25 protein-coding genes are annotated in these 19,634 nt (G+C 60.5%); 24 read left to right on the forward strand and 1 reads right to left on the reverse strand.

Going from position 1 to position 19,634, the window contains the following annotated elements; genetic code table 11:
- Nucleotides 1–165 precede the first annotated feature (165 nt).
- The 6 genes from BJF91_RS19365 to BJF91_RS24850 all read left to right on the forward strand — a co-directional run bounded on the left by BJF91_RS19365 (nt 166) and on the right by BJF91_RS24850 (nt 5,064).
- A complete protein-coding gene (locus BJF91_RS19365; RefSeq protein ID WP_075616184.1) occupies nt 166–1,761 on the forward strand; it encodes an MT-A70 family methyltransferase in 1,596 nt (531 codons plus the stop codon).
- A complete protein-coding gene (locus tag BJF91_RS19370; RefSeq protein WP_075616185.1) occupies nt 1,758–2,315 on the forward strand; it encodes a hypothetical protein in 558 nt (185 codons plus the stop codon). Before BJF91_RS19365 ends, BJF91_RS19370 begins: the two co-directional genes overlap by 4 nt.
- Entirely contained in the window at nt 2,312–2,605 is a 294-nt protein-coding gene (locus BJF91_RS19375; protein WP_075616186.1) for a hypothetical protein, read from the forward strand. The genes BJF91_RS19370 and BJF91_RS19375 overlap by 4 nt, the downstream gene beginning before the upstream one ends.
- Nucleotides 2,602–3,885 carry a helix-turn-helix domain-containing protein gene (locus tag BJF91_RS19380; RefSeq protein WP_083943394.1) on the forward strand — a complete coding sequence of 428 codons (1,284 nt, stop codon included), beginning with the start codon at nt 2,602–2,604 and terminating at the stop codon, nt 3,883–3,885. Before BJF91_RS19375 ends, BJF91_RS19380 begins: the two co-directional genes overlap by 4 nt.
- Entirely contained in the window at nt 3,872–4,528 is a 657-nt protein-coding gene (locus BJF91_RS19385; RefSeq protein WP_075616187.1) for a transcription termination/antitermination NusG family protein, read from the forward strand. The genes BJF91_RS19380 and BJF91_RS19385 overlap by 14 nt, the downstream gene beginning before the upstream one ends.
- Before the next feature lie 206 nt (nt 4,529–4,734).
- Complete coding sequence (locus BJF91_RS24850; RefSeq protein ID WP_075616188.1) at nt 4,735–5,064, forward strand: hypothetical protein; 330 nt, start codon at nt 4,735–4,737, stop codon at nt 5,062–5,064.
- Between the two features lie 155 nt (nt 5,065–5,219).
- Here the strand turns inward: BJF91_RS24850 and BJF91_RS19395 are convergent, their stop codons facing one another.
- The gene (locus BJF91_RS19395) at nt 5,220–6,188 is read right to left on the reverse strand and encodes an HWE histidine kinase domain-containing protein (RefSeq protein ID WP_075616189.1); all 969 of its coding nucleotides are present in this window, start codon (nt 6,186–6,188) and stop codon (nt 5,220–5,222) included.
- A gap of 197 nt (nt 6,189–6,385) precedes the next feature.
- Here BJF91_RS19395 and BJF91_RS19400 point away from each other — a divergent pair, with 197 nt between their 5' ends.
- The 18 genes from BJF91_RS19400 to BJF91_RS19485 are packed head-to-tail and all read left to right on the forward strand — an operon-like array spanning nt 6,386 to nt 19,622.
- A complete protein-coding gene (locus BJF91_RS19400; RefSeq protein WP_075616190.1) occupies nt 6,386–6,853 on the forward strand; it encodes a P27 family phage terminase small subunit in 468 nt (155 codons plus the stop codon).
- Nucleotides 6,837–8,648, forward strand: a complete 1,812-nt coding sequence (locus BJF91_RS19405; protein ID WP_075616191.1) for a terminase large subunit — start codon at nt 6,837–6,839, stop codon at nt 8,646–8,648. Before BJF91_RS19400 ends, BJF91_RS19405 begins: the two co-directional genes overlap by 17 nt.
- Before the next feature lie 15 nt (nt 8,649–8,663).
- A complete protein-coding gene (locus BJF91_RS19410) occupies nt 8,664–9,959 on the forward strand; it encodes a phage portal protein (protein WP_075616192.1) in 1,296 nt (431 codons plus the stop codon).
- Nucleotides 9,922–10,530 (forward strand): HK97 family phage prohead protease, encoded by a 609-nt coding sequence (locus tag BJF91_RS19415; RefSeq protein WP_075616193.1) that lies wholly within the window; start codon nt 9,922–9,924, stop codon nt 10,528–10,530. The genes BJF91_RS19410 and BJF91_RS19415 overlap by 38 nt, the downstream gene beginning before the upstream one ends.
- A 40-nt stretch (nt 10,531–10,570) precedes the next feature.
- On the forward strand, nt 10,571–11,842 hold the full coding sequence (locus BJF91_RS19420; protein ID WP_075616194.1) for a phage major capsid protein: 1,272 nt from the start codon (nt 10,571–10,573) through the stop codon (nt 11,840–11,842).
- Between the two features lie 60 nt (nt 11,843–11,902).
- Nucleotides 11,903–12,154, forward strand: coding sequence for a hypothetical protein (locus tag BJF91_RS19425; protein ID WP_075616195.1), 252 nt, complete (start codon nt 11,903–11,905; stop codon nt 12,152–12,154).
- Complete coding sequence (locus BJF91_RS19430) at nt 12,151–12,699, forward strand: head-tail connector protein (protein ID WP_075616196.1); 549 nt, start codon at nt 12,151–12,153, stop codon at nt 12,697–12,699. The genes BJF91_RS19425 and BJF91_RS19430 overlap by 4 nt, the downstream gene beginning before the upstream one ends.
- 14 nt (nt 12,700–12,713) lie before the next feature.
- Nucleotides 12,714–12,896, forward strand: a complete 183-nt coding sequence (locus BJF91_RS19435) for a hypothetical protein (RefSeq protein ID WP_139310779.1) — start codon at nt 12,714–12,716, stop codon at nt 12,894–12,896.
- A complete protein-coding gene (locus BJF91_RS19440; RefSeq protein WP_075616198.1) occupies nt 12,871–13,233 on the forward strand; it encodes a head-tail adaptor protein in 363 nt (120 codons plus the stop codon). Before BJF91_RS19435 ends, BJF91_RS19440 begins: the two co-directional genes overlap by 26 nt.
- Nucleotides 13,230–13,691, forward strand: a complete 462-nt coding sequence (locus tag BJF91_RS19445; RefSeq protein ID WP_075616199.1) for an HK97 gp10 family phage protein — start codon at nt 13,230–13,232, stop codon at nt 13,689–13,691. Before BJF91_RS19440 ends, BJF91_RS19445 begins: the two co-directional genes overlap by 4 nt.
- The gene (locus BJF91_RS19450) at nt 13,688–14,095 is read left to right on the forward strand and encodes a DUF3168 domain-containing protein (protein WP_075616200.1); all 408 of its coding nucleotides are present in this window, start codon (nt 13,688–13,690) and stop codon (nt 14,093–14,095) included. The genes BJF91_RS19445 and BJF91_RS19450 overlap by 4 nt, the downstream gene beginning before the upstream one ends.
- A 26-nt stretch (nt 14,096–14,121) precedes the next feature.
- Entirely contained in the window at nt 14,122–14,565 is a 444-nt protein-coding gene (locus BJF91_RS19455; protein ID WP_075616201.1) for a phage tail tube protein, read from the forward strand.
- A 14-nt stretch (nt 14,566–14,579) separates the two neighbouring features.
- The gene (locus tag BJF91_RS19460; protein ID WP_234801675.1) at nt 14,580–14,945 is read left to right on the forward strand and encodes a gene transfer agent family protein; all 366 of its coding nucleotides are present in this window, start codon (nt 14,580–14,582) and stop codon (nt 14,943–14,945) included.
- Nucleotides 14,942–15,127: a hypothetical protein gene (locus BJF91_RS19465; protein ID WP_075616203.1), complete on the forward strand. Its 186-nt coding sequence runs from the start codon at nt 14,942–14,944 to the stop codon at nt 15,125–15,127. The genes BJF91_RS19460 and BJF91_RS19465 overlap by 4 nt, the downstream gene beginning before the upstream one ends.
- A gap of 23 nt (nt 15,128–15,150) precedes the next feature.
- Nucleotides 15,151–17,889 (forward strand): tape measure protein, encoded by a 2,739-nt coding sequence (locus BJF91_RS19470; RefSeq protein ID WP_075616204.1) that lies wholly within the window; start codon nt 15,151–15,153, stop codon nt 17,887–17,889.
- A complete protein-coding gene (locus tag BJF91_RS19475; RefSeq protein ID WP_075616205.1) occupies nt 17,886–18,512 on the forward strand; it encodes a hypothetical protein in 627 nt (208 codons plus the stop codon). Before BJF91_RS19470 ends, BJF91_RS19475 begins: the two co-directional genes overlap by 4 nt.
- Nucleotides 18,512–19,198 carry a hypothetical protein gene (locus BJF91_RS19480; protein ID WP_075616206.1) on the forward strand — a complete coding sequence of 229 codons (687 nt, stop codon included), beginning with the start codon at nt 18,512–18,514 and terminating at the stop codon, nt 19,196–19,198. The genes BJF91_RS19475 and BJF91_RS19480 overlap by 1 nt, the downstream gene beginning before the upstream one ends.
- Nucleotides 19,191–19,622 (forward strand): GNAT family N-acetyltransferase, encoded by a 432-nt coding sequence (locus tag BJF91_RS19485; RefSeq protein WP_075616207.1) that lies wholly within the window; start codon nt 19,191–19,193, stop codon nt 19,620–19,622. The genes BJF91_RS19480 and BJF91_RS19485 overlap by 8 nt, the downstream gene beginning before the upstream one ends.
- Nucleotides 19,623–19,634: the final 12 nt, after the last annotated feature.

Consider the following 19,634-nt stretch of genomic DNA (forward strand, 5'->3'; position numbering starts at 1 on the left):
GGCCCATTCCTCACATTTTCAATCCATTCCCATCACGGGGAAAAACGCCGGACATTTCCCGGCGCGGGAAAGGTATTGCCGTATGAAATTACGCGCTTGTTTTCATCATATTAAAGTTGTCCGGCGTTGCCTTCGGATCGGTGGAAATACTGGAGGGGCGCATTGATGGCCAATTATGCGCCGATCAAGTTTCCCAAGCCCGGTTCTGCCGGGCTTTCCCTTATTCTCACGGCAATCCGCGATGGTGAAGTCTATACCAGTGAAACGTCGCAAGTGATCGCCGCGAACAGGGTGGCGTCCGAGGATCGTGGCTATCTGATCCGCGACCAGAAAGACGGCAATCGCTGGTATCCGACCGAGCGCGCGCGCGAAATGCTGGCCGTGCTGGGGTTGGCTGAGGTCGCGCCCGCCATCCAGCCGAAAACCAAAGTGGCGACGGAACGGCGGATCGACAGCATCCGCGCCGAGAACCGGCTGCGCAATCTCGATGAAAAGACCGTCCTGGCGCTGATGGACAACATCCGCGACTACGGCCTGGAAACGCCGATCACTGTCTACGGCGGTGTTGGCGATGCGCAAGTGGATCTCGGCGCGGGCGGTCACCGCCTGGAGGCCTGCAAGCGGCTCGGTTGGGATTTCATCCTGTGCTTTCACAAGCGTGGCAACGATCTCGACCGGCAGCTCTGCGAGATTGACGAAAATCTCATCCGCGCCGACCTCACGCCATCCGACCGGGCGCTGTTTCTGCATCGCCGCAAGGAAATCTATCTGGTCAAGTTTCCCGATACGGCAAATGGTGCTGTTGGCAATGGCCGAACGAAGCTTCGCCAAATTGGCGAAGCTACTGAGGCCAAGCGCTTCACGGCGGCCACAGCCGAGGCGACAGGGCAGAAAGAACGGACTATTCAGCGCGATGTCGAGCGCGGCGAGAAGATTTCCCGCACGGCATTGCAGATGTTGCGCGGCACCCGGCACGACAAGGGCGTGACCCTTGACCAGTTGAAGCGGCTGGAAACGGCGGAGGCGCAAGAGCGCTTTGCGCGCGATCTGATCGCGGCGGATAAGGCAATTGCGGCCGAGTCAAAGGCGATCCGGACCACCAACCAGAAACACAGCCGTGACATGCGGCTGCATCTGGTGAGCGCCATTGCCGAGCATGGCCGGCGCAAGAGCGGCGAGGGGCCGTGCGGCGTTTATGCCATCGGCTATGCTGATCCGCCCTGGCAGCAAGAGGCCTGGAGCGAGGAAACTGGCCAGGACAAGGGCCTGAAATATCCCGCCATGCCGGTGGACGAGATCAAGGCCCTTTGCACCGGCGAGAAATCGCCCTTTACTCCTGATGCGCTGCTTTTCCTCTGGGTCACTGCCAATCGGTTGCCCGATGGGATCGACGTGCTGCGCGCCTGGGGCTTTGAGTATGTTACCTGCATGGCCTGGGACAAGGTGCATATCGGCATGGGCCGCTGGGTGCGTGACCGCCATGAACTGCTGCTGATCGGCAAGCGCGGCAAGATATCGCTGGCGCCCTTGCCCGGCACCCAACCCGAGAGCCTCTATGCCGAGGCAAAGACCGAACATAGCCGCAAGCCTGTGTGGTTTGCCGAGCAGATCGACCGGCTTTGGCCGCAACTGCCCAAACTGGAGCTGTTCCAGCGCAAGGAAAGCCTGTGCGCTGGCGACGTGCGCCTGGCCGGCAACTGGGACTTTTGGGGCTTTGAGGCCTCGCTGACCTCGCAGGTCCTGGAAGGGGGTGAGGCATGACGGCCGATACCTTGCAAAGACGGCAGAGAGAAGCGGCTGCCGTGAACCGGCTTCGCGGATCGGCCGAGCGGCTGTGCCGGGATGACTGGACGCTGGAAGCGACGCGGGACGGTCTGCGTCTGATCGTCCAGCGGCGGGATGGTGAGCTTGCGCATATCGCCACCATCCATGGCAATGCCCTGCATGATGAGCGGGATCTGCTGTGTGGCGCGCTCGATCATATCAGGATGTTTCTGCAATTGTTCGACCGTGCGGCTGTCGCGGTGCGCGATCTGCGTGACGAGCTGGCTGTGCAAAGCCAGGCACCGGCCCGCAAGATGCCGAACCACTCGGCGCAAGCCTCCATTCTGCTGTCGCACGCGGCCTTTCACCGGTTTTTGAGCGAGACCGGCGGCGGCGCGGTTGACGATAAAGATAGCGCTGACGCGGCTTTGAAGGGCCGCCTTGGCATTACCAGCAAAAAACAGATCAATGAGGATGACCGTGTCAGAGCGGCCTGGCTCTCGCTGTTTGGCGAGTACGAGGCGTGGCTGCGCGGCGGGGGTGAAGCATGAGCGGGCTACTTCCAATCGTAGAGCAGCTTGAAGACTGCCAGACGGACGCGGAGCGGGCTGAGTGGCTGTTGCGGGTGCCGATGGGCGTGATTTACCGCGACCAGGCCGAAATTCGCCTGGTATTGCGCACCGCCGGTTTTTTGGCCGGCGTCAGTTATCTCGATGTCGAGTTTGCGGCGATCAATTCCACGCGCAGCGGGCAGGGCTGCTGGCGCGATGGTGTGCTGCTGACTGTAGGGGCGGCCAGGGCAGCGATGCTCGACGTGGCGCGCAATGACGGTGCGGCATGATGGAGCCTGATCATGGAGCAACGTCGCGGGCATGGTCCTGGCGCCATGCCGTTGCCAAATCCGGCCTGCCGCCGATCACGCGGCTGGTGCTGCATACGCTCGGCCTGAAGATGGATGCCACGGGCGGCTCTTGCTATCCGCCTGTTTCCGAACTGGTGGAGCTATCCGGCCTGGATAAGAAAACAATCCTGAAGCATCTCGACGTTGCCGAACAGGCGGGTTGGATAGAGGTGACACAGCACGGGTTTCGAGGGCAAAAATGGAAGCGCAACGAGTATATCGCACGCTGGCCCGGCCGCGATCTGACGGGCACTGCCGCCGCCGCTTCTGTCGCAAATTCGCAAGGTGGTGGAGGAGATACACCACCTTGTGAGGGCGAGATTTTGGCCGAAGGTGGTGGAGCAGTTCCACCGCCTTGCGCTGAAAAGGTGGTGGAAATGGCGCCCGAAGGTGGTGGAAATGGTTCCACAAAGGTGGTGGAGCAGCTCCACCAAGATAAGATTCTTCCAGCTAACTCTCCAAACAACTCTCCCACCGCAGGCGCGGGGCGGGGGGATTTTTCGAGAGAGGAATTGCGAAAGATCGATCTCGCCTTCAAGCGCTGGTATCCGTCGTGGCCGAACTACGACAAGAGCAGCGACACGGCTGCGAGGAAGGCCTGGTTCGCCCTGACGGCTGATCAGCGAGCGGCCTGCATCGAGAAAACACCGGCCTACGTCCAGTGGATCGGCAAGGGCACGTTCACCTTCGCAGCTGTCTATCTCCGGGACCGGGCTTGGGAGAAAATGCCTGAGGTTTCCCAGGCTGCTCAAACGCATGCCGTTGCCAAGGTCTGCGGTAAACTCTGGATGGGCAGGCGTTTTGAGGCGCTGCTATCCGAGCCGACCGGCCAGTTCGTCATGACCACATTCGATGAGCGGCGGATTGCCTCCGGCGCGATCAGCCGGGAAGCGCTGGTCTGGGAAAAGCGCCGTGATCATGGTTGGCCGCTGGTCAGCAAGATGCGCGACTTCGCCAGCCGCAACGAGCCGTTCGTGACCTCGATCGATCTCCTGCCGCTGGTGTCCGGTTTTGAGAAGGTCGAGCGCGGCAGCAGCCTGTTTGCCGCTTGGCGACGGCTGCATGAGCGCCGCGGCTGGATGTTTGTCGATGGCTTGCGCGACTGGAACTATTTCCCGGCTATCGACCCGGATCAGCCCGATCTCGACGCAGCAGTCGAGGCAGCACTTGAGCAATTCAAAAACAGCCTTAGCGAGGGACGCATCCATGTTGCAGCATAACGGTAATTTTCTGGATGGTGTGTCGGACGAGGGGCTTTCGCGGCTGGCTTACGTCAACGCGCTGGAAGCCAAGCGGCAGCGGCAGGTTGCCATGGCCCGTCGCGACCGGCCGGGCTTCGATGGGCTGGCCAAGTGGGTGGTGGCGAGCTGCAGGAGTGGCATGGAACAGGCGATCCGCGATTCGCTCGAACAGCAGGGAATCGAATGCTGGTGCCCGTGCGAGCGCCTGAAATTGCCACCTCGGCGCGGTAAGCAAGCTGTGGAAATCCAGCGGGCGGTGTTTCGCGGATACCTGTTTGTGCGGGTCGTTCCGGACAATGAGGCCTTCGTCGGATTGATGCTTGCTTCCAAGCTTCAGAGCCTGATGGGCAGGGACGGCAAGCCCTATCTGATGCCGGAAACACTGATGCGTCAGCTGATGTTGGCAGCCAAGAAAGCAGAGCGAAAACATACGGATGCAGGTGACGTTCCTGTTATGCCCGACGTGCTGGGCAAGCAGGTGACGATCCGCTCAGGTCCGTTTGCCGACTTCGTGGTAACGGTGCGCAAGGTGCTGTCGAAGCGCGGCCAGGTGGTCGTTGACGTGCCGATGTTTGGTGGCATGAGCGAAATCACAATGGGTGTTGACTTCATTTCCGGTTGAGGTTAGCTCTTGAAACGTGGAGAGGCGAACAGCGCCTTTCCCGACGAGATGACCGGGGCGTATGATGCTCCCAAGGGATTGATGTTCTCCCCCGGCCTCGCTCTGATCCAAGCCAATAGGCGATGCGATTCAGGGCCAGTGCGTAAGCTATGACCAGACGACAGATGATGAGGCGGCCGATGGGTCGCCTTTTTGCGTTCTAGGATATGGCGACAGATCAGAGATCAGACGAGGCCAAGGGCTGGCGCTCTTGGTACTTCACTGCGCGATGGCGAGCGATCCGGTCGCTGCAGCTGAAGCGGGAACCGTATTGCCGAATGTGCCGGCAGCAAGGGAAGCTGAAGAAAGGTTTCATCTGCGATCACATCGAACGTCATCGCGGCAACGCCGAGAGGTTCTGGAACGGTCCTTTCCAGACCCTGTGCAAGCAGCACCACGACGCGACCAAGCAACGGGAAGAGCATCGCGGCTTCTCGACGGCGATGGGCGCGGATGGCTGGCCCACCGACCCCAGGCACCCGGCGAATCGGACGTGACCCCCTCGACCATCGGTCGGGGCAGGCCAGGGGGGTGGGTCAGCCTTTAAAGCGATCCGGCCCCCGCACCGGCGTCAGTCATTCGTGTGCAGCGAGTGGAAATTGGAGGGAAAAAGCCACAGGAGGGCAGTAGCACATTACGAAACAGCGGCCGATTAACCCTCAGCCAGGAATCTAAGAGGGGCATTCAGGCTGAAAGTCACACCCGTGGGCAGATAGTCCACTCTAACCTCACCTCTCACATACGCTTCCAATGCCCGTTCAATCATCCGTGAGCCGAAGCCTTTTTTTTCGGGTTGCTTTACGATTGGCCCGCCGCGTTCAACCCATTGAAGGCTAAGTCTTTCCTCGTCGCTATTCGCCACTTCCCACGTAATAGAAACCGTTCCATGTTGGTTGGAGAGAGCACCATATTTGATTGCGTTCGTCGTTAACTCATGAAACGCAAGGGCAATCGCCAATCCGCTCTTTGGTGAAAGAGTTATAAGCGGGCCATCAATAAAGATACGGCCCATAAGTTGGTCTTCGACGACCGTCTTCGCCACTGCTTCTAGCGTTGTGGCGGTCTGGTTTGGTTGTATCAGAATATCGTGTGCGCGACCGAGGGCGGCAAGTCTTGCTAGGAAGGCAGGCTTTGCGACTGCCATCTCGGCATCATCTCTAAGTGTTTGGCGCGCGATCGATTGCACCAAGGCAAGAAGATTTTTCATGCGGTGCGAGAGCTCACCCCGCAACAAGATTTGCTCGTCTTCGAAATTCTTGACGGTCGTGATGTCTCTCGATACCGATAAGATGCTTTCAACGGAACCGTCTTCGGCAAGTATTGGCGAAACTTTCACATCCCAGAAACGGCGTGACCCCTTCAGGGTGTTGGCAAAACCGGTAAAGCGAACCGTCCTTCCCTGCAGTGCTGCATCGACAGCCGCACGAGCATCAATGTTACCTTGATCCTGCCAAAAGTCAGGCCATGGACAACCTTTGATCACTTCAAAATCATCAACCTCCATGACGCGCTTTCCGCCTTCGCTCATATACTGCAGTGAACCGTCCAAACCGATCACTTTTATGCAGTCGTCAGAAGCAGCTAATGCCGCCTCAACGAAACGCTCGGAACTGATCGACATTTTTGCAATCCCATTGCGTTGGTTGTGAAGTGTAACAGCGACTTATATTTAAAGTTTTATTTCAAAGTTCAATGCCTTAACGCTGTATAAGTCAGGGACGACTACGTCAATTAGTGTTTAAGGGCAGGCGGAAATAAAGCAGCTCATCAGGTTGTTGGGCGGCTGGAAGTGACCTCCAAATCAATCAGGACCGTTTCATGAAAGGCCGCAAGCCCACTTCCGAAAATGTGGTCCCACTCAAACCCGAAGATAGCCCAGGCGCGAACTTCGAAGCGCGGGCGGCGGCCAAGGCGCGGGAGCTTAGGCCGGACGATCTGCCGTTTGAGGTGCGCGCCATCTGGGACCGGATCGCGCCGCCGCTGTGTGATCCCCGCAAGAACCGGCTGAACGAGGCCAACGTCTTCATGTTCGAGCAGCTGTGCTGGACGATAGCCCGGCATGAGCGGTTGCGGCTCGATGTGCGGGAAGGCGGGGAGACCTACGAGAGCGAGACCCGCAACGGAAAGCAGCAGAAGAGCCGCCCGGAAGTCAGCCAGTTGAACGAAACATGGCGGCAGGTTCGGGCGCTGGCGAGTGATTTTGGCATGACGCCCTCGGCCGAACGCGGCCTGCAGGCAACCGGCCAGCTTGGATTTGAGTTCCCGACCGATGATGGATTCGATTGATGTCGAGATCCCGGATGTCAGCTATGACGACGATCCGGTGACCGCATGGGCGGCGGATGTGGCGCGTGGCAACATTGTTGCCGGTCCCCATGTTCGCAATGCCTGCCGCCGTCATCTGCGCGATCTGGTCGAAGGCCCGACGCGCGGCCTGGTTTGGGATCTGGACACCTCGAACAAGCGCATTAAGTGGTTTGGCGAGAAGCTGCGGCTGAACGGTGGTCAGTTCGAGGGGCGGCGGTTTCGGCTGCATCCCAGCCAGGCCTTCCGGGTCGGCTCGCTGTTCGGCTGGAAATGGGCCGATACCGGCTTGCGGCGGTTCCGTCGCTTCTATGACGAGGAAGGCAAGGGCAACGGCAAATCACCGCTTCTGGCCGGCATCGGCATCTGCATGATGGTGGCCGATGGCGAACCCCGCGCCGAGATCTATGCGGCAGCCGCCAAGAAAGACCAGGCGCAAGTGCTGTTTCGTGATGCGGTTGCCATGCGCGACCAGTCGCCGGAATTGATGCGGCGGATCTCGACCTCTGGAGAAAACCCGGTCTGGCAGCTTACCTATATCAGCAAGGGCGGTGACAAGCGGTTCTTCAAGCCGATCTCGGCCGATAAGGCGCAATCGGGTCCGCGTCCATCCTGCGCGCTTTGTGACGAGGTGCATGAACATCCCAACCGCGATGTCATCGAAATGCTGGAACGCGGCTTTAAATTCCGCAAGCAGCCGCTCCTGGTCATGGCGACGAACTCTGGTTCCGACCGCAAATCGATCTGTTGGGAAGAGCATCAGCATGCCGTCAACGTCGCGGCCGGTATCATCCAGGACGATACGACCTTCGCCTTTGTCTGTTCGCTGGATGAGGGCGACGATTGGGAGAATGATCCGTCCTGCTGGGTGAAGGCAAACCCGCTCCTCGATGTCACGATCACCACGGAATATCTGAAAGGCGTGGTCGATCAGGCGCGGATGATGCCGGGAAAGCGCAACGGCATCGCTCGCCTGCATTTTTGCGAATGGACGCAATCGGTCAATGCGGCGATCAAGCGTGAAGCCTGGATGGCCTGCCAGAAGGTTCTGGATCTCGACTGGCTGATCGAACAGGGCTTTCCCTGCTATGGCGGTCTCGATCTGTCACGCACCCGCGACTTTACCGCGCTGACTCTGATCTGGGTTCTCGACGGCACAAAGGATGCCGAGCGGTTCGCGTCAAAGACCTGGTTCTGGACGCCGGCCGATACGCTGGATGATCGGGCCAGCACTGACCAGGCGCCCTATGATCTCTGGCGCGACCAGGGCTTTATTGAAGCAGTGCCCGGCCAGCGGCTCAAATATCCCTGGCTGGCCTCGGCACTGGCCGAGATCTGCGCACGGTTCGAGCCGATTGAGATCGGGGCCGACCAGTATGGCCTGGAGCAATTGTCCGAGCATCTGGACGATCAGGGTGTTTCCCTGCCGTTGACCATCCACCCGCAAGGCTTCCAGCGCCGTGTGCTGGAGCGCGATCCTGATGCGCCCGATGGCGAGCAGGAAATTTACCTCTGGATGCCGCATAGCATCAACAAGCTCGAACACGCGCTTTATGAGGCGCGTATCGAGATCGACCCAAACCCGATGCTGGACAGCTGCGCTGCCAGCACCGTCTTTGCAGAAAACCGCACCGGTCACCGGATGTTCGACAAGGAACATGCCTTTGGCCGCATCGACGGCATGGTGTCTCTCGCCATGTCGATGGGCATGGCCATGTGTCGTGTCCGCGCGCCAGAGGCATCCCCCTGGGATGACCCGGATTTTTCCATGAACTGATAAAGGGGTGGCCCGATGGCTTCCAAGAAGGGCAAGGCCGAGCGGCGTTCAACGTCGCTCGAAAGCGAAACCGTGCCTGTGAGCGCTGACAATTTTATGGAGTTCTTCGGGCTCGGCGGCGGCGCGTTGCTGACCGTCAGTATCGAAACGGCGCTGAAGGTGCCGGCGGTCCAGGCGGCGGTGTCCTTCCTGTCGCGGACGTTGGCGACCTTGCCGCTGCATGTCTACAAGACGACGGATCAGGGGCCGGAACGGCTTGGCGGCAAGCTTGCCGTGGTGCTCGAAGAAAACCCGAACGAGGAAATGGATACGTCCAAGTTCCGGCGCTTCTTCTGGGAACAGGTGTTTACCGGCGGACGGGGCCTTGCCTGGATCGAGCGCAAGGGGGCCGGTGTCGAGGCGCTCTGGCCGATTGATCCCGGCAGTTGTTCGATCCGCCGTCGCGGCGGCCGGCTGTTTTACAGCTTCGAGGGCCGGGAGTATCCAGCCACCGATGTCATCGACATTCCCTATATGCTGAAGCGCAATCTGGTCCAGCATCGCGGGCCGATTGCCATGGCGGAAAAGGCGATCCAGCTGGCGCTGGCCATGAACGACTATGCCTCGAACTTCTTTGCCGGTGGCGGCGTGCCGCCCTTGGCACTGGAGGGACCAATGCCGGCCGGCGGCAAGGCGATGCAGCGGGCGCGAGAAGACATTCATCGGGCCGTCCGGCAAGCACAAAAGGACAATCTGCCGGTCATTCATCTACCTCCTGGCTATAAGCTGACCCAAGTCGGCTACGATCCGGCCAAGGGGCAGATGACCGAGGCGCGGCTCTACCAGGTGCAAGAGATTGCCCGTGCCTATCAGATCCCGCCGAACTTCCTCCAGGACTTGAGCCGAGCGACCTTCTCCAATGTCGAGCAGAACGACCTCTATCTGGTCAAGCATCTCGTCAGCCAATGGGCGACGGCGCTCGAAGGGGAAATGAACCTCAAGATTTTTGGGCGCATGAACACCCGCCGTTATGTCCGTCATAACCTCGACGGCCTGATGCGCGGCGACTTCAAGAGCCGGCTTGAGGCCTTGGCGACCGGCGTCAACTCGGCGCTGCTCACCCCGAACGAGGGCCGGGAGATCGAGGGCCGGCCGCGCGATCCGAACCCGGCCGCCGACCGGCTGTATATCCAGGGCGCGACCGTTGCCATCGGCACCAGCAGCGCCATCGGCCACAACGGCGGCCCGCCGCTGGATGACGCACCCCCCGACGACAATCAAAAACAGGTGAGTGATGACAGCGACACAGACCCCGAAACCGAAACCGGGTGAGCGTGAGCGCCGCTCGTTGGTGCTGCCGGTTGAGAGCCGGGCCGATGGCGAGCGCATGACAGTGGCCGGCTACGCCGCCAATTTTGGCGATGTCACCACCATCGCCGGTGTGTTCGAAGAGTGCATTGCGCCGGGCGCCTTTGCCCGCTCGCTGCGATCCGACGATATCAGGGCCTTTTATGACCATGACACGGCACATGTGCTGGGACGCAACCGGGCCGGCACGCTGCGGATATCGGAAGATGCCAAGGGCCTCGCCGTCGAAATCGACCTGCCCGACACGACGGTCGGGCGCGATGTCCGCACCTTGATTGCCCGTGGCGACGTGTCGGGCATGTCTTTCGGGTTCGAGGCTATTGGCGAGGAATGGGATTTTTCCCGCGCCATGCCGCGCCGGACTCTTACCGACCTCAACCTGTTCGAGGTCTCCATTGTTTCCATCCCGGCCTATGCCGGCACCTCCATCGCCCTACGGTCGCTCGCAAGCGCTCGTGGAACCGAAACCCGTTCTCATGGGCTGATCACACGCCTGCGCATGAAGATCGGCCTCGACCTGACGCGGCGCTCATAAGGCCCGCGTCCCAACTTTCCCCACCATCAGGAGCATGATTATGTCGCAGAAACTCAAAGAATTGCGTGAAAAGCAGGCGCGTCTCGTAAGCGAGGCCCGCGAACGGCTGGAGGCGATCACGCCTGACACAGACGAGGTCCGGTCCAAGGAACTGGAAAGCGCCCATGACAAAGCGATGGCCGAATATGACCGGCTGCAGGGCATTCTGGAGCGCGAAGAAAAGCTGCTCGAGCTGGAAAAGCGGGATGAAGAGCGCCGCGCCAAACAACGCCCGCTGCGTGATACGCCGGAAACACGCGGGGAAGATCTGCCGGAAGCCGGCAAGGTCGAATATCGCAGCGTTTTTGCCAAAGTGGTCTGCGGCGTCAGCCCTGCCGATCTATCATCCGAAGAGCGCTCGGTCCTTCAGCGCGGCCTTGCCAGTTTCGAGACCCGCGACCAGGTGACCTCAAGCGCCGTTGCCGGTGGCTATACCGTGCCGGTCGAACTGGAGGCCACCATCATCCAGGCGATGAAGGCCTGGGGGCCGCTCTACGACGAAGCCATCTGCACGGTCATCTCGACCTCCAAGGGCAATGAGATGCTGGTGCCGACCGTTGACGATACCGACAATGAGGCCGATCCGCTGGCCGAAGCCGCCGATCTCCTAGAAGACGGCAGCGGCGATGTCGAGTTCGGGCAGAAGGTGCTCAACGCCTATGTCTACGCCACGCCCTTTATCAAATGGTCGTTTGAATTGGACGCGGATTCGCTGTTCAACATGGAAAGCCTGCTTGGCGGCATGATCGGCGAACGGCTTGGGCGGATCGGCAATCGCAAGCTGACCTTGGGGACAGGCCAGAACCAGCCGAATGGCGTGGTCAATGCCGCCGGTCTCGGTCACACCACGGCGGCCAAGAATGCCTTCACGTTCGACGATATCCTGGACCTGGAGCATTCGGTCGACCCTGCCTATCGTGGCTCACCAAAATGCCGTTACATGTTCCACGACAATTTCCTGAAGGCAACGCGCAAGCTGAAGGACGGCAACGGCAATTATCTCTGGCAGCAGGGCGATGTGCAGAAGGGCGCACCCGCCAGCTTCAACGGCCGGGCCTATTCAATCAACCAGCATATGGATGATATCGAGGCTGACAAGCGTATCGCGCTGTTTGGTGACTTCTCCAAATACTATGTCCGCAAGGTCGGCTCGCCCGTGATCGGCGTGCTGCGCGAGCGCTTCTGGCCGAAGGTCGGCATTGCCGGCCTGATCCGCTTCGACGGTGAGCTCGGCGATTCCAACGCCATCAAAGCGATGAAGACCGCTGCCTGAGCGGCCACGGCAACGGCCGGCGCACTGAGCGCCGGCCTGTTTCCAGATGGAGAGGATCCCATGAAAATCAAAATGCTGACCGGCGTTGCCGGAACCGACTTTGTTTTGAACAAGGGCGACGTAACCGACCGTTACGAGATCCCGGACGCGCGTCGGCTAATCGAAGCCGGGCTTGCCGAGCTTGTGATCGACCCTGAGGGCGACGAGCTTGCCAAGCTGCGCGCCGAACACATGATGTTGCGCAACCGCCATGCCAAGATTGTCGCAGCGCTGGCAGCGGCAACCAGGCCCGTGCCGGACGGCCGCGCATGAGCTGGTATGGCGCGACAGTCACAGCGAAAGCGGCCGATCTGCCGGTTTCCGTCCAGACCGTCAAAGAGCGCTGCGGCATCGACACGGCTCATGATGACGCGATCCTGCACATGATGCTTGAGGAAGTCGTCGCTGTTGTCGAGCAGACCTGTAATCTGTCGGTCTTTCCGAAAACCCTTGTCGCGCAATGCGATGGCTGGGCCGATCTGGAGCGCTTGCCGGATGGGCCGGTGAAACCGGGAAGTAAGCCGGTAATCACCTATACATCGCAAGATGGTGGGGAAATTGTTCTCGATCCCTCGCTGTATCGGCTCAAATCCGATGGGCTGACGTTCGGTCTGGTTCCGGTCCGATTCTGGCCGCTGGCGCATCGCGGCGCGCCTGTGACCGTCACCTATGAGGTCGGCTTTGTCGAGCTGCCATTCGATCTTCGCCTCGGCATCATTATGCGCGTGGCTGAGATTTACGGACGCCCGGAAAACGGCGCGGCGGATGCGGTGACCGACTTCGACCGGTTGCTGGTCAATTGGCGGCGAGGTGCGTGATGCGGGTGCGGTTCTTGGAAGCCTTTGACTTCAAATCCACCCGCGCGACGACGATCGCTTACCAGGCCGGCATGGAAATGACCGTGCCAAAACGCTGCGGCGACTGGGCCGTGGCGGCCGGCAAGGCGGTGGCGCTGCCCAAGCCGCCACGCCGAATCGAGGGAGAAGCCGATGGCGCGGAAGAGATCGACGGGTGACCTGAAGCGCCGGATTGTCTTTGAGCAGCGCGAAGAGGTCGACCGGGGCGATGGCGTCACCGTTGCCTCCTGGATCGAACGCTACAGGTGCCGTGCCGGCTTTGTCCATCTTCGCGGTGGTGAGACTGTCATGGCGGATCGGCTGCAAGGCGAGCATTCGCAGGTGATCTTTGTGCGCGATTGCATTGAGGCGCGGGATGTCGAAACTGACTGGCGCATTCGTGACCTCGATACAGAGCGCCTCTTTAATATCCGAGACGTGACTGCCGGCGAATGGACCGACAGCGACCGACGCTGGATCGACTTCCTCTGCCAGAGCGGCGGGGTGGCCGGATGAGCAAGATCCTCAATCTCGTCAAACTGGACAGGAAGCTGAAGCGCTTGCCAGACATGGCCAAGGCAGAAATCAAGGCCGGGATGGAAGCGGCGGCCGATGGCGTCGTTGCCATGATGAAGAGCCTGGTCGCGGTCGAAGACGGTACGCTTCGCGATAGCATCGGCTGGACCTGGGGCAAGGTGCCGAAAGGGGCTGGGATCGTTGCGGCCGTGAAATCCCAGATGGGCAATGATCTTTCGATCACGATCTATGCCGGCAGCACCGAGGCTTATTATGCCCGCTGGGTGGAATATGGCACGGCACCCCATAAGAACGGCGGCAAGTTTGCCGGATCGGAAAACCCCGGCACCAATGCGCGGCCGTTCTTCTACGTGTCCTGGCGCGCCAGCAGAAAGTCGGCCAGGCGGGCGGTGCGAAAGGCGGTTCGCACGGCTGCCAGAAAGGTGGCGGCCTCATGAGCGAAGACGCTGCCCACGAATTGCAGGTGGCCATCGTCACCGCCCTGAAATCCGATCCTGATGTGACGGCATTGATTGCCGGCCGCGTCTATGACCGGGTGCCGCAAGGGGTCACCCTGCCTTACGTTTCTTTCGGCCCCACCCAGGAACTGCCTGAAGATGCCGATGGGCTGGACCTTTCCGACCTGGTCATTCAACTCAGCGTCTGGTCGGAAGATCCGGGATTTGCCGAGGGGCGGCGGATCGCCAAGGCAGTCGTTAAGGCACTGTCCGGCGACACGCTGTCCCTTACTGACAACGCGCTCACCTTTCTCGAACTGGATAGCCGGCGCGATCTGCGCGACCCGGACGGATTGACCACGCATATTGCGCTGACTTTCCGCGCCGGCATCGAAAACCACTGACATTCTCTCAACATCTGGAGGCCATCATGGCGCAAGCAACCACCATCCGTGGCGGGAAAATCCGTGTTCTCCTCGGTAATACCGCCACCCCTATCGTTTATTCCTCGCCCTGCGGCTTTACGCAGCGCTCGGTCTCGCTCGACAAGGGGCTGGAAGAAAGCCAGATTCCCGACTGCGATGATCCTGATGCCGTCGATTGGGTCGGCCGCGATGCGTCGTCGCTGTCCATGTCGATCTCAGGCGAGGGCGTGTTGGCGCAGGAGAGTGTCGAAACCTGGCTTGATGCCTGGGAAAACATCGACAGCATCCCGGTCAAGGTTGAATGGGAGTTTCCCGCCAAAACCATCACCTGGACCGGCCACATGCATGTCGAGAAGTTTGAAAGTGCCGGCGACAATGGCAAGCGCGCCACCGCCAGCATCTCGATGCAAAGCGACGGCAAGATGGTCCGCGTGGTCACCCCGAAATGAGGAATGCCGAGCTGATGATGCCTTGGGCGGATGGTGATTACACCTTCCGCCTCGGTTGGGGTGAGCTGGAAGGATTGCAAGAGGCCTGCGATGCCGGGCCTTACGTGATCCTCGACCGTCTCCAGACCAGCACCTGGCGCGTGGGCGATATAGCCCATGTGATCCGCTTCGGCCTGATCGGCGGCGGCAAGACGCCGGTCGAGGCGCTCGGCCTGGTACGCATATGGGTCGAGGCCCGCCCGCCCGCCGAAAACCTGCTGTTCGCGCAAGCCATCCTCACGGCCGGTATCATCGGTGCCCCGGATGAAAAGCCGGGGGAGGAAGACGCGGCAAATCAGGAGGGGGCGATGCCCTCGACGACCTTCCCAACGGAAAGTTGAGATTTGCCGCCATCTACGGCAATGGCGCGGCCATGGGGTTTAGCCCACAAGCCGTCCGCGCCATGTCCATGTTCCAGTTCTTCGCGGCGGTAGACGGCTGGATGAAGGCCAATGTGCCGGAGGAGGAAAACGCGCTGTCGGAGAGAGAGCGTGATGATCTCTGGGAATTCATCAACCGCTGATCTCTCAACACATTGAGGCACTTATGGCAACCGATCTCGAAAAGCTCGTTGTGCAGCTTTCGGCCGACATTAAAGGCTATCAGCGCGAGATGCAGAAGGCTGCGAGTGTGACCAGTTCACAGGCTCGCGCCATCGAGAACCGTCTGAAGCAGATGGATGGCCGGTTCTCAGCACTCGGCACGTCGATGGCGCGCGGACTGATCGCCCCGCTGGCCGGAATCTCGGCGGCGCTGACGGTGGATTCCGTTATTCACTATGCCGATGCCTGGACGAGTGCGAAGAACAGCCTAGCCTTGGCCGGTGTGGTCGGCGTCAGCCAGGTCGCAGTTCTCGACCAGATCTATAACTCTGCCCAGCGCAATGCCGCACCGATCGGTGCCATGGCCGATTTGTTCGGCAAGGCGGCACAATCCGGCGATGCGCTGGGGGCTTCGCAGGCGGATCTTCTCAAATTCACCGATGGCGTCGGCACGGCGCTGAAGATCGAAGGCAAGTCTGCCACGGAAGCGCAGGGCGCGCTGACCCAGCTCGGCCAGTTGCTGGGCTCCACCCGCGTCCAGGCAGAAGAGTTTAACTCGGTCAACGAAGGGGCGCGGCCGATCCTGATTGCGGTTGCCAATGGACTGGATGCGGCCGGTGGCTCTGTCAGCAAGCTGAAGCAGTTGGTGAATGACGGCAAGGTGTCCAACCGGGACTTTTTCCAGTCGTTCCTGAAGGGGCTGCCGACCATCCAAGGCATGGCCGCCAATGCGACCCAGACTATAGAGCAGGGCGTCACGAAGGTCAGCAACGCCTTCACCAAATTCATCGGTCAAACCGACGAAGGTCTCGGCGCATCACAGCGCCTGGTGGTTGGATTGAACGCCTTGGCCGATAACTTCGAGCAGACTGCAGATGTCGTGCTGAAGCTCGCTTCTGTCATCGCGGCGGCTCTCGTCGGCCGGTCCATCGCCCTCATGATTGCCAATCTTGGCTTGGCGACAACGGCGGTCACGCGTCTGATTGCAGCATTGCGGGCGGCATCCTCCATGGCCGGCATTGCTACGGCCATCAGTGGCATCGGTGCGGCGGCGGGTCCGCTTGGCCTGATCATCGGCGGCACTGTCGTTGGCGCTCTGGCGTTGTTCTCGTCGTCATCAGCTGAAGCCAGTCAAGCGGCCAAGACCTATGCCCAGGCGCTCGCCACGGTGCAGGAAAGCGCCAAGGCAACCGCGACCAGCGTGGAAGGGGCTGCTAATTCGATCAGCGAACGCACACGCAACGCGCTGTCGGGTGGCGTCGAAGAGGGCAAAGCCCAGATCGATGCGGCCAAGGCCGCCGTCGTCGATCTCTTCACCCAGATCATCGACAATGCCCCGCGCCGGCTGATTACCGACGATCAACTCAAGTCGCTATCGGATCTACGTGACGGTCTAAAGGAGGGCAAGGTCAGCGCGGCCAGCGCCAGCGATGCACTCTACGCCTTGGCCAATTCCAACCCCAAATTCCAGAAGCTGGCCGATCAGCTGGCGCCGCTGCTCGATAAGCTGAAGGAAGCGGTGGCGGCAACCGCATTGCTACAAAAGCAGCTTGGCGATGTTTCGACAACAGATCCCAAGGTCGTGGCCGGCTATGGTCAATATGCGCAGTCTCGCCAGCAGGGCGAAGAGATGCTGCGGCTTGGCAAGGCCTATGCCGATGAAGCCCAGCGGCAAAACACGCTGTCGAAGGATCAGCTCGCTGTCGAGAAAGAGATCGCCAGGATCAAGGCGGATCTGCAAAAGAACGGCGCCTATCTGCCCGAAGATCAGATCCGCGCCCTGGCAAAGGCCAATGTCGCGGCGGATAGTAAGCGCTCCGATTCCGGCAAAAAGACCAAGGTGCCGAGGGCGACGGCAGACGACCGGCTGGATATGGATATCCAGTCGATCCGGGATCGCACGGCGGCACTGGTCGAAGAACAGTCAGTCGTCGGGAAATCCTACCGTGAGCAGGAGGCGCGTCGCATGGCGCTCGACCTCGAACAGCAAGCCCTCCAGGATGTTCGAGAAGAGGCGCGACGCAACAATGATGAGAACTGGCGCACGGTCGAGCTCACGCCCGACCAGATCGCCAAGATAAAAGGGACGTCTGAAGCCTATGCCGAGCAGGCCGATATCCTGCGCAAGGTCGAGGACGCCCAGCAGCGGTCGCAGCAGGCTGCGCAAGAGTTTTACGATACCGCCAAATCGGCCTTCTCCGATGTCATCACGGGAGCCGAAAGCTTTAGCGATGCGCTGTCCGGTGTTCTCAAAAAGCTTGGCGAGCTGGCGTTGAACAGTGCCTTTGATGGCCTGTTCGGCGGATCGTCCGCGACTAGCAGCGGCGGCTGGCTGACCAATGTCTTTAAAAGCATTGGGTTTGCGTCCGGCGGCTATACCGGGGCAGGGGGCAAGTATGAGCCTGCTGGCGTGGTCCATAAGGGCGAATATGTCTTCGACCAGGATGCCGTTCGCAAGGCCGGTGGCCCGGCTGCGCTTGATGCCATGCGCAAGCGTTTGAAGGGCTATGCCAGCGGCGGCTATGTCGGACCAAACGTGCCGCGCATGCCTGATCTGTCCAGAGTTGCGGCCAGCAAAGCCAGTGCAGTCCAGGTCAGCATCAATCCGGTGATCGACAATCGAGGCGCCTCTGTCGAGGCGGTGGCGCGGCAAGAGCAGGCCATGGCAAAGCTGCAGAAGACATTGCCAGCCCAGATTATCACAGCGGTGCGCGATGCCAGGGCGAGGGGGGTAAAAATATGACCATCACCTATCCCCTTGACCTGCTCGCGGATTTTCCGGGCTGGTCGACCAAGTTCGAGCCGCTGTTTCGCCAAGAGCAATCGCGCACCGCAGGTGGCGTCACCTACATCAAGGATCTCGGGTCGCCGCTGTGGTCGGCGGCCTATCAGACTAAGCAGCTCAAACCGAACGAACTCGACGCCTGGCGTGCCCGGATCGAGGCGCTGGAAGGCGGGTTGCAGTATTTCCGGGGCTATAGCCTGTCGCGTACCCGGCCGATAGCCTATCCGGCCGGAAAACCGGTTCCTGAGAGCGGCGCGTCACTTTCTGCCATCGGCGCCGACAATAAGAGCGTGACACTGTCAGGTCTTGGTGCCGGCTATGTAGTCTCGCTCGGCGATATGATCCAGATATCAGGCAGCGGGCTTTACCGCGTGGTCGAGCCTGTCATTGCCAATGCGGCCGGCATTGCCGGGCCGTTCGAGCTTCGGCCGCATCTGTGGCCGGGCACTGCTGCCGGATCGGCTGTCACGCTGATCCGGCCATCCTGCACAATGATGATTGTGCCGGGGTCGATTTCCTCCGAAGCCGATGTGTCCAGCGGGCGCGGCTTCCTTTCATTTCAGGCTATCGAGGTGCGCTGATGCGCTTGCTTCCCTCTGCGATCACCAACGCGCTTGCGGCGCGGCAATTGGTGGCGCGCGATTTTCTCTGGATCATCGCGCGCGACCGCTCAACCCGCAACCCGGCTGCTGTCGGCTTCTGGTCCGATGTCGGCAATGTCTCGGCCGAGGTCGTGCATCCTGACACGGGCAATGCCGACACCAGGCAGTTCTACGGCTCCGGCACCCTGATCAGCATCACGGAAATCCCGCTGGTATCGACGCTGGAGGCGCAAAGCGTCACCATCACAATGTCCCAGATTGACGAGATGGTGGCCGAGGCCGTGCGGCTCTATGATTGCAAGCAGGCCCGCGTGGAAATCTATCGCGGCCTGTTTTCGCCGCAGACCCGCAAGCTGGTCTCGCCAGCCGAACTGCGGTTCCTGGGCTTTGTCGACACGATAGAGATCAAGACGCCCGCCGAGAATGATGCCGGCGCGGTTACGCTTTCCTGTGCCTCGCATATGCAGGAAATCACTCGCTCGAATCCTGACACGCGCTCCGATGCCAGCCAGAAGCTTCGCGACTCCGACGACAATTTCTACCAGGATGCAGCGGTCGTCGGTGATTGGGAGCTGTTCTGGGGGCAGACTAACGGCAAGATCGCCACGACGAAGGCAACCAGCATGGCGGATTTCCTCAAAAACGCGCTGGCCAAGAATGGTTAGGCCCGGCACCTCAGCCGACCGCTTTGCTGTGATCGATCTCTTGCGGCAAAGCCATGCGGCGGCGGGCTATAGCTTCCGGTTCGAGGCTGCCCGGGCCGATGCGCTCTACCGGCTCCATTTGGAAAGCCCGGCCGCTTGCGCGCTGCTGCTGGAGCGCGACGGCATTGTCTGCGGACTGCTGCTCGCCTCAGCCTTCAATCATCCGTTCGGCGCTGGCCTGATGGCCAAGGAAACGGTGTGGTTTATCGCACCATCGGCGCGCGGGCGATCTGCCCTTGTCATGCTCGATGCCTATGAGGCTTGGGCAAAATCCATTGGCTGTGTCGCCATCGGTATGGCGACGCTCGCCACCAATGATGTGTCCAGGCTTTACATCAGGCGCGGCTATGCGCCGGCCGAGACGCATTTTATCAAACCTCTCTAAGGGGTCCTCCTT

This window comes from Gillisella taibaishanensis (assembly GCF_001938985.1).
Classification (GTDB): Bacteria; Pseudomonadota; Alphaproteobacteria; order Rhizobiales; family Rhizobiaceae; genus Allorhizobium; species Allorhizobium taibaishanense.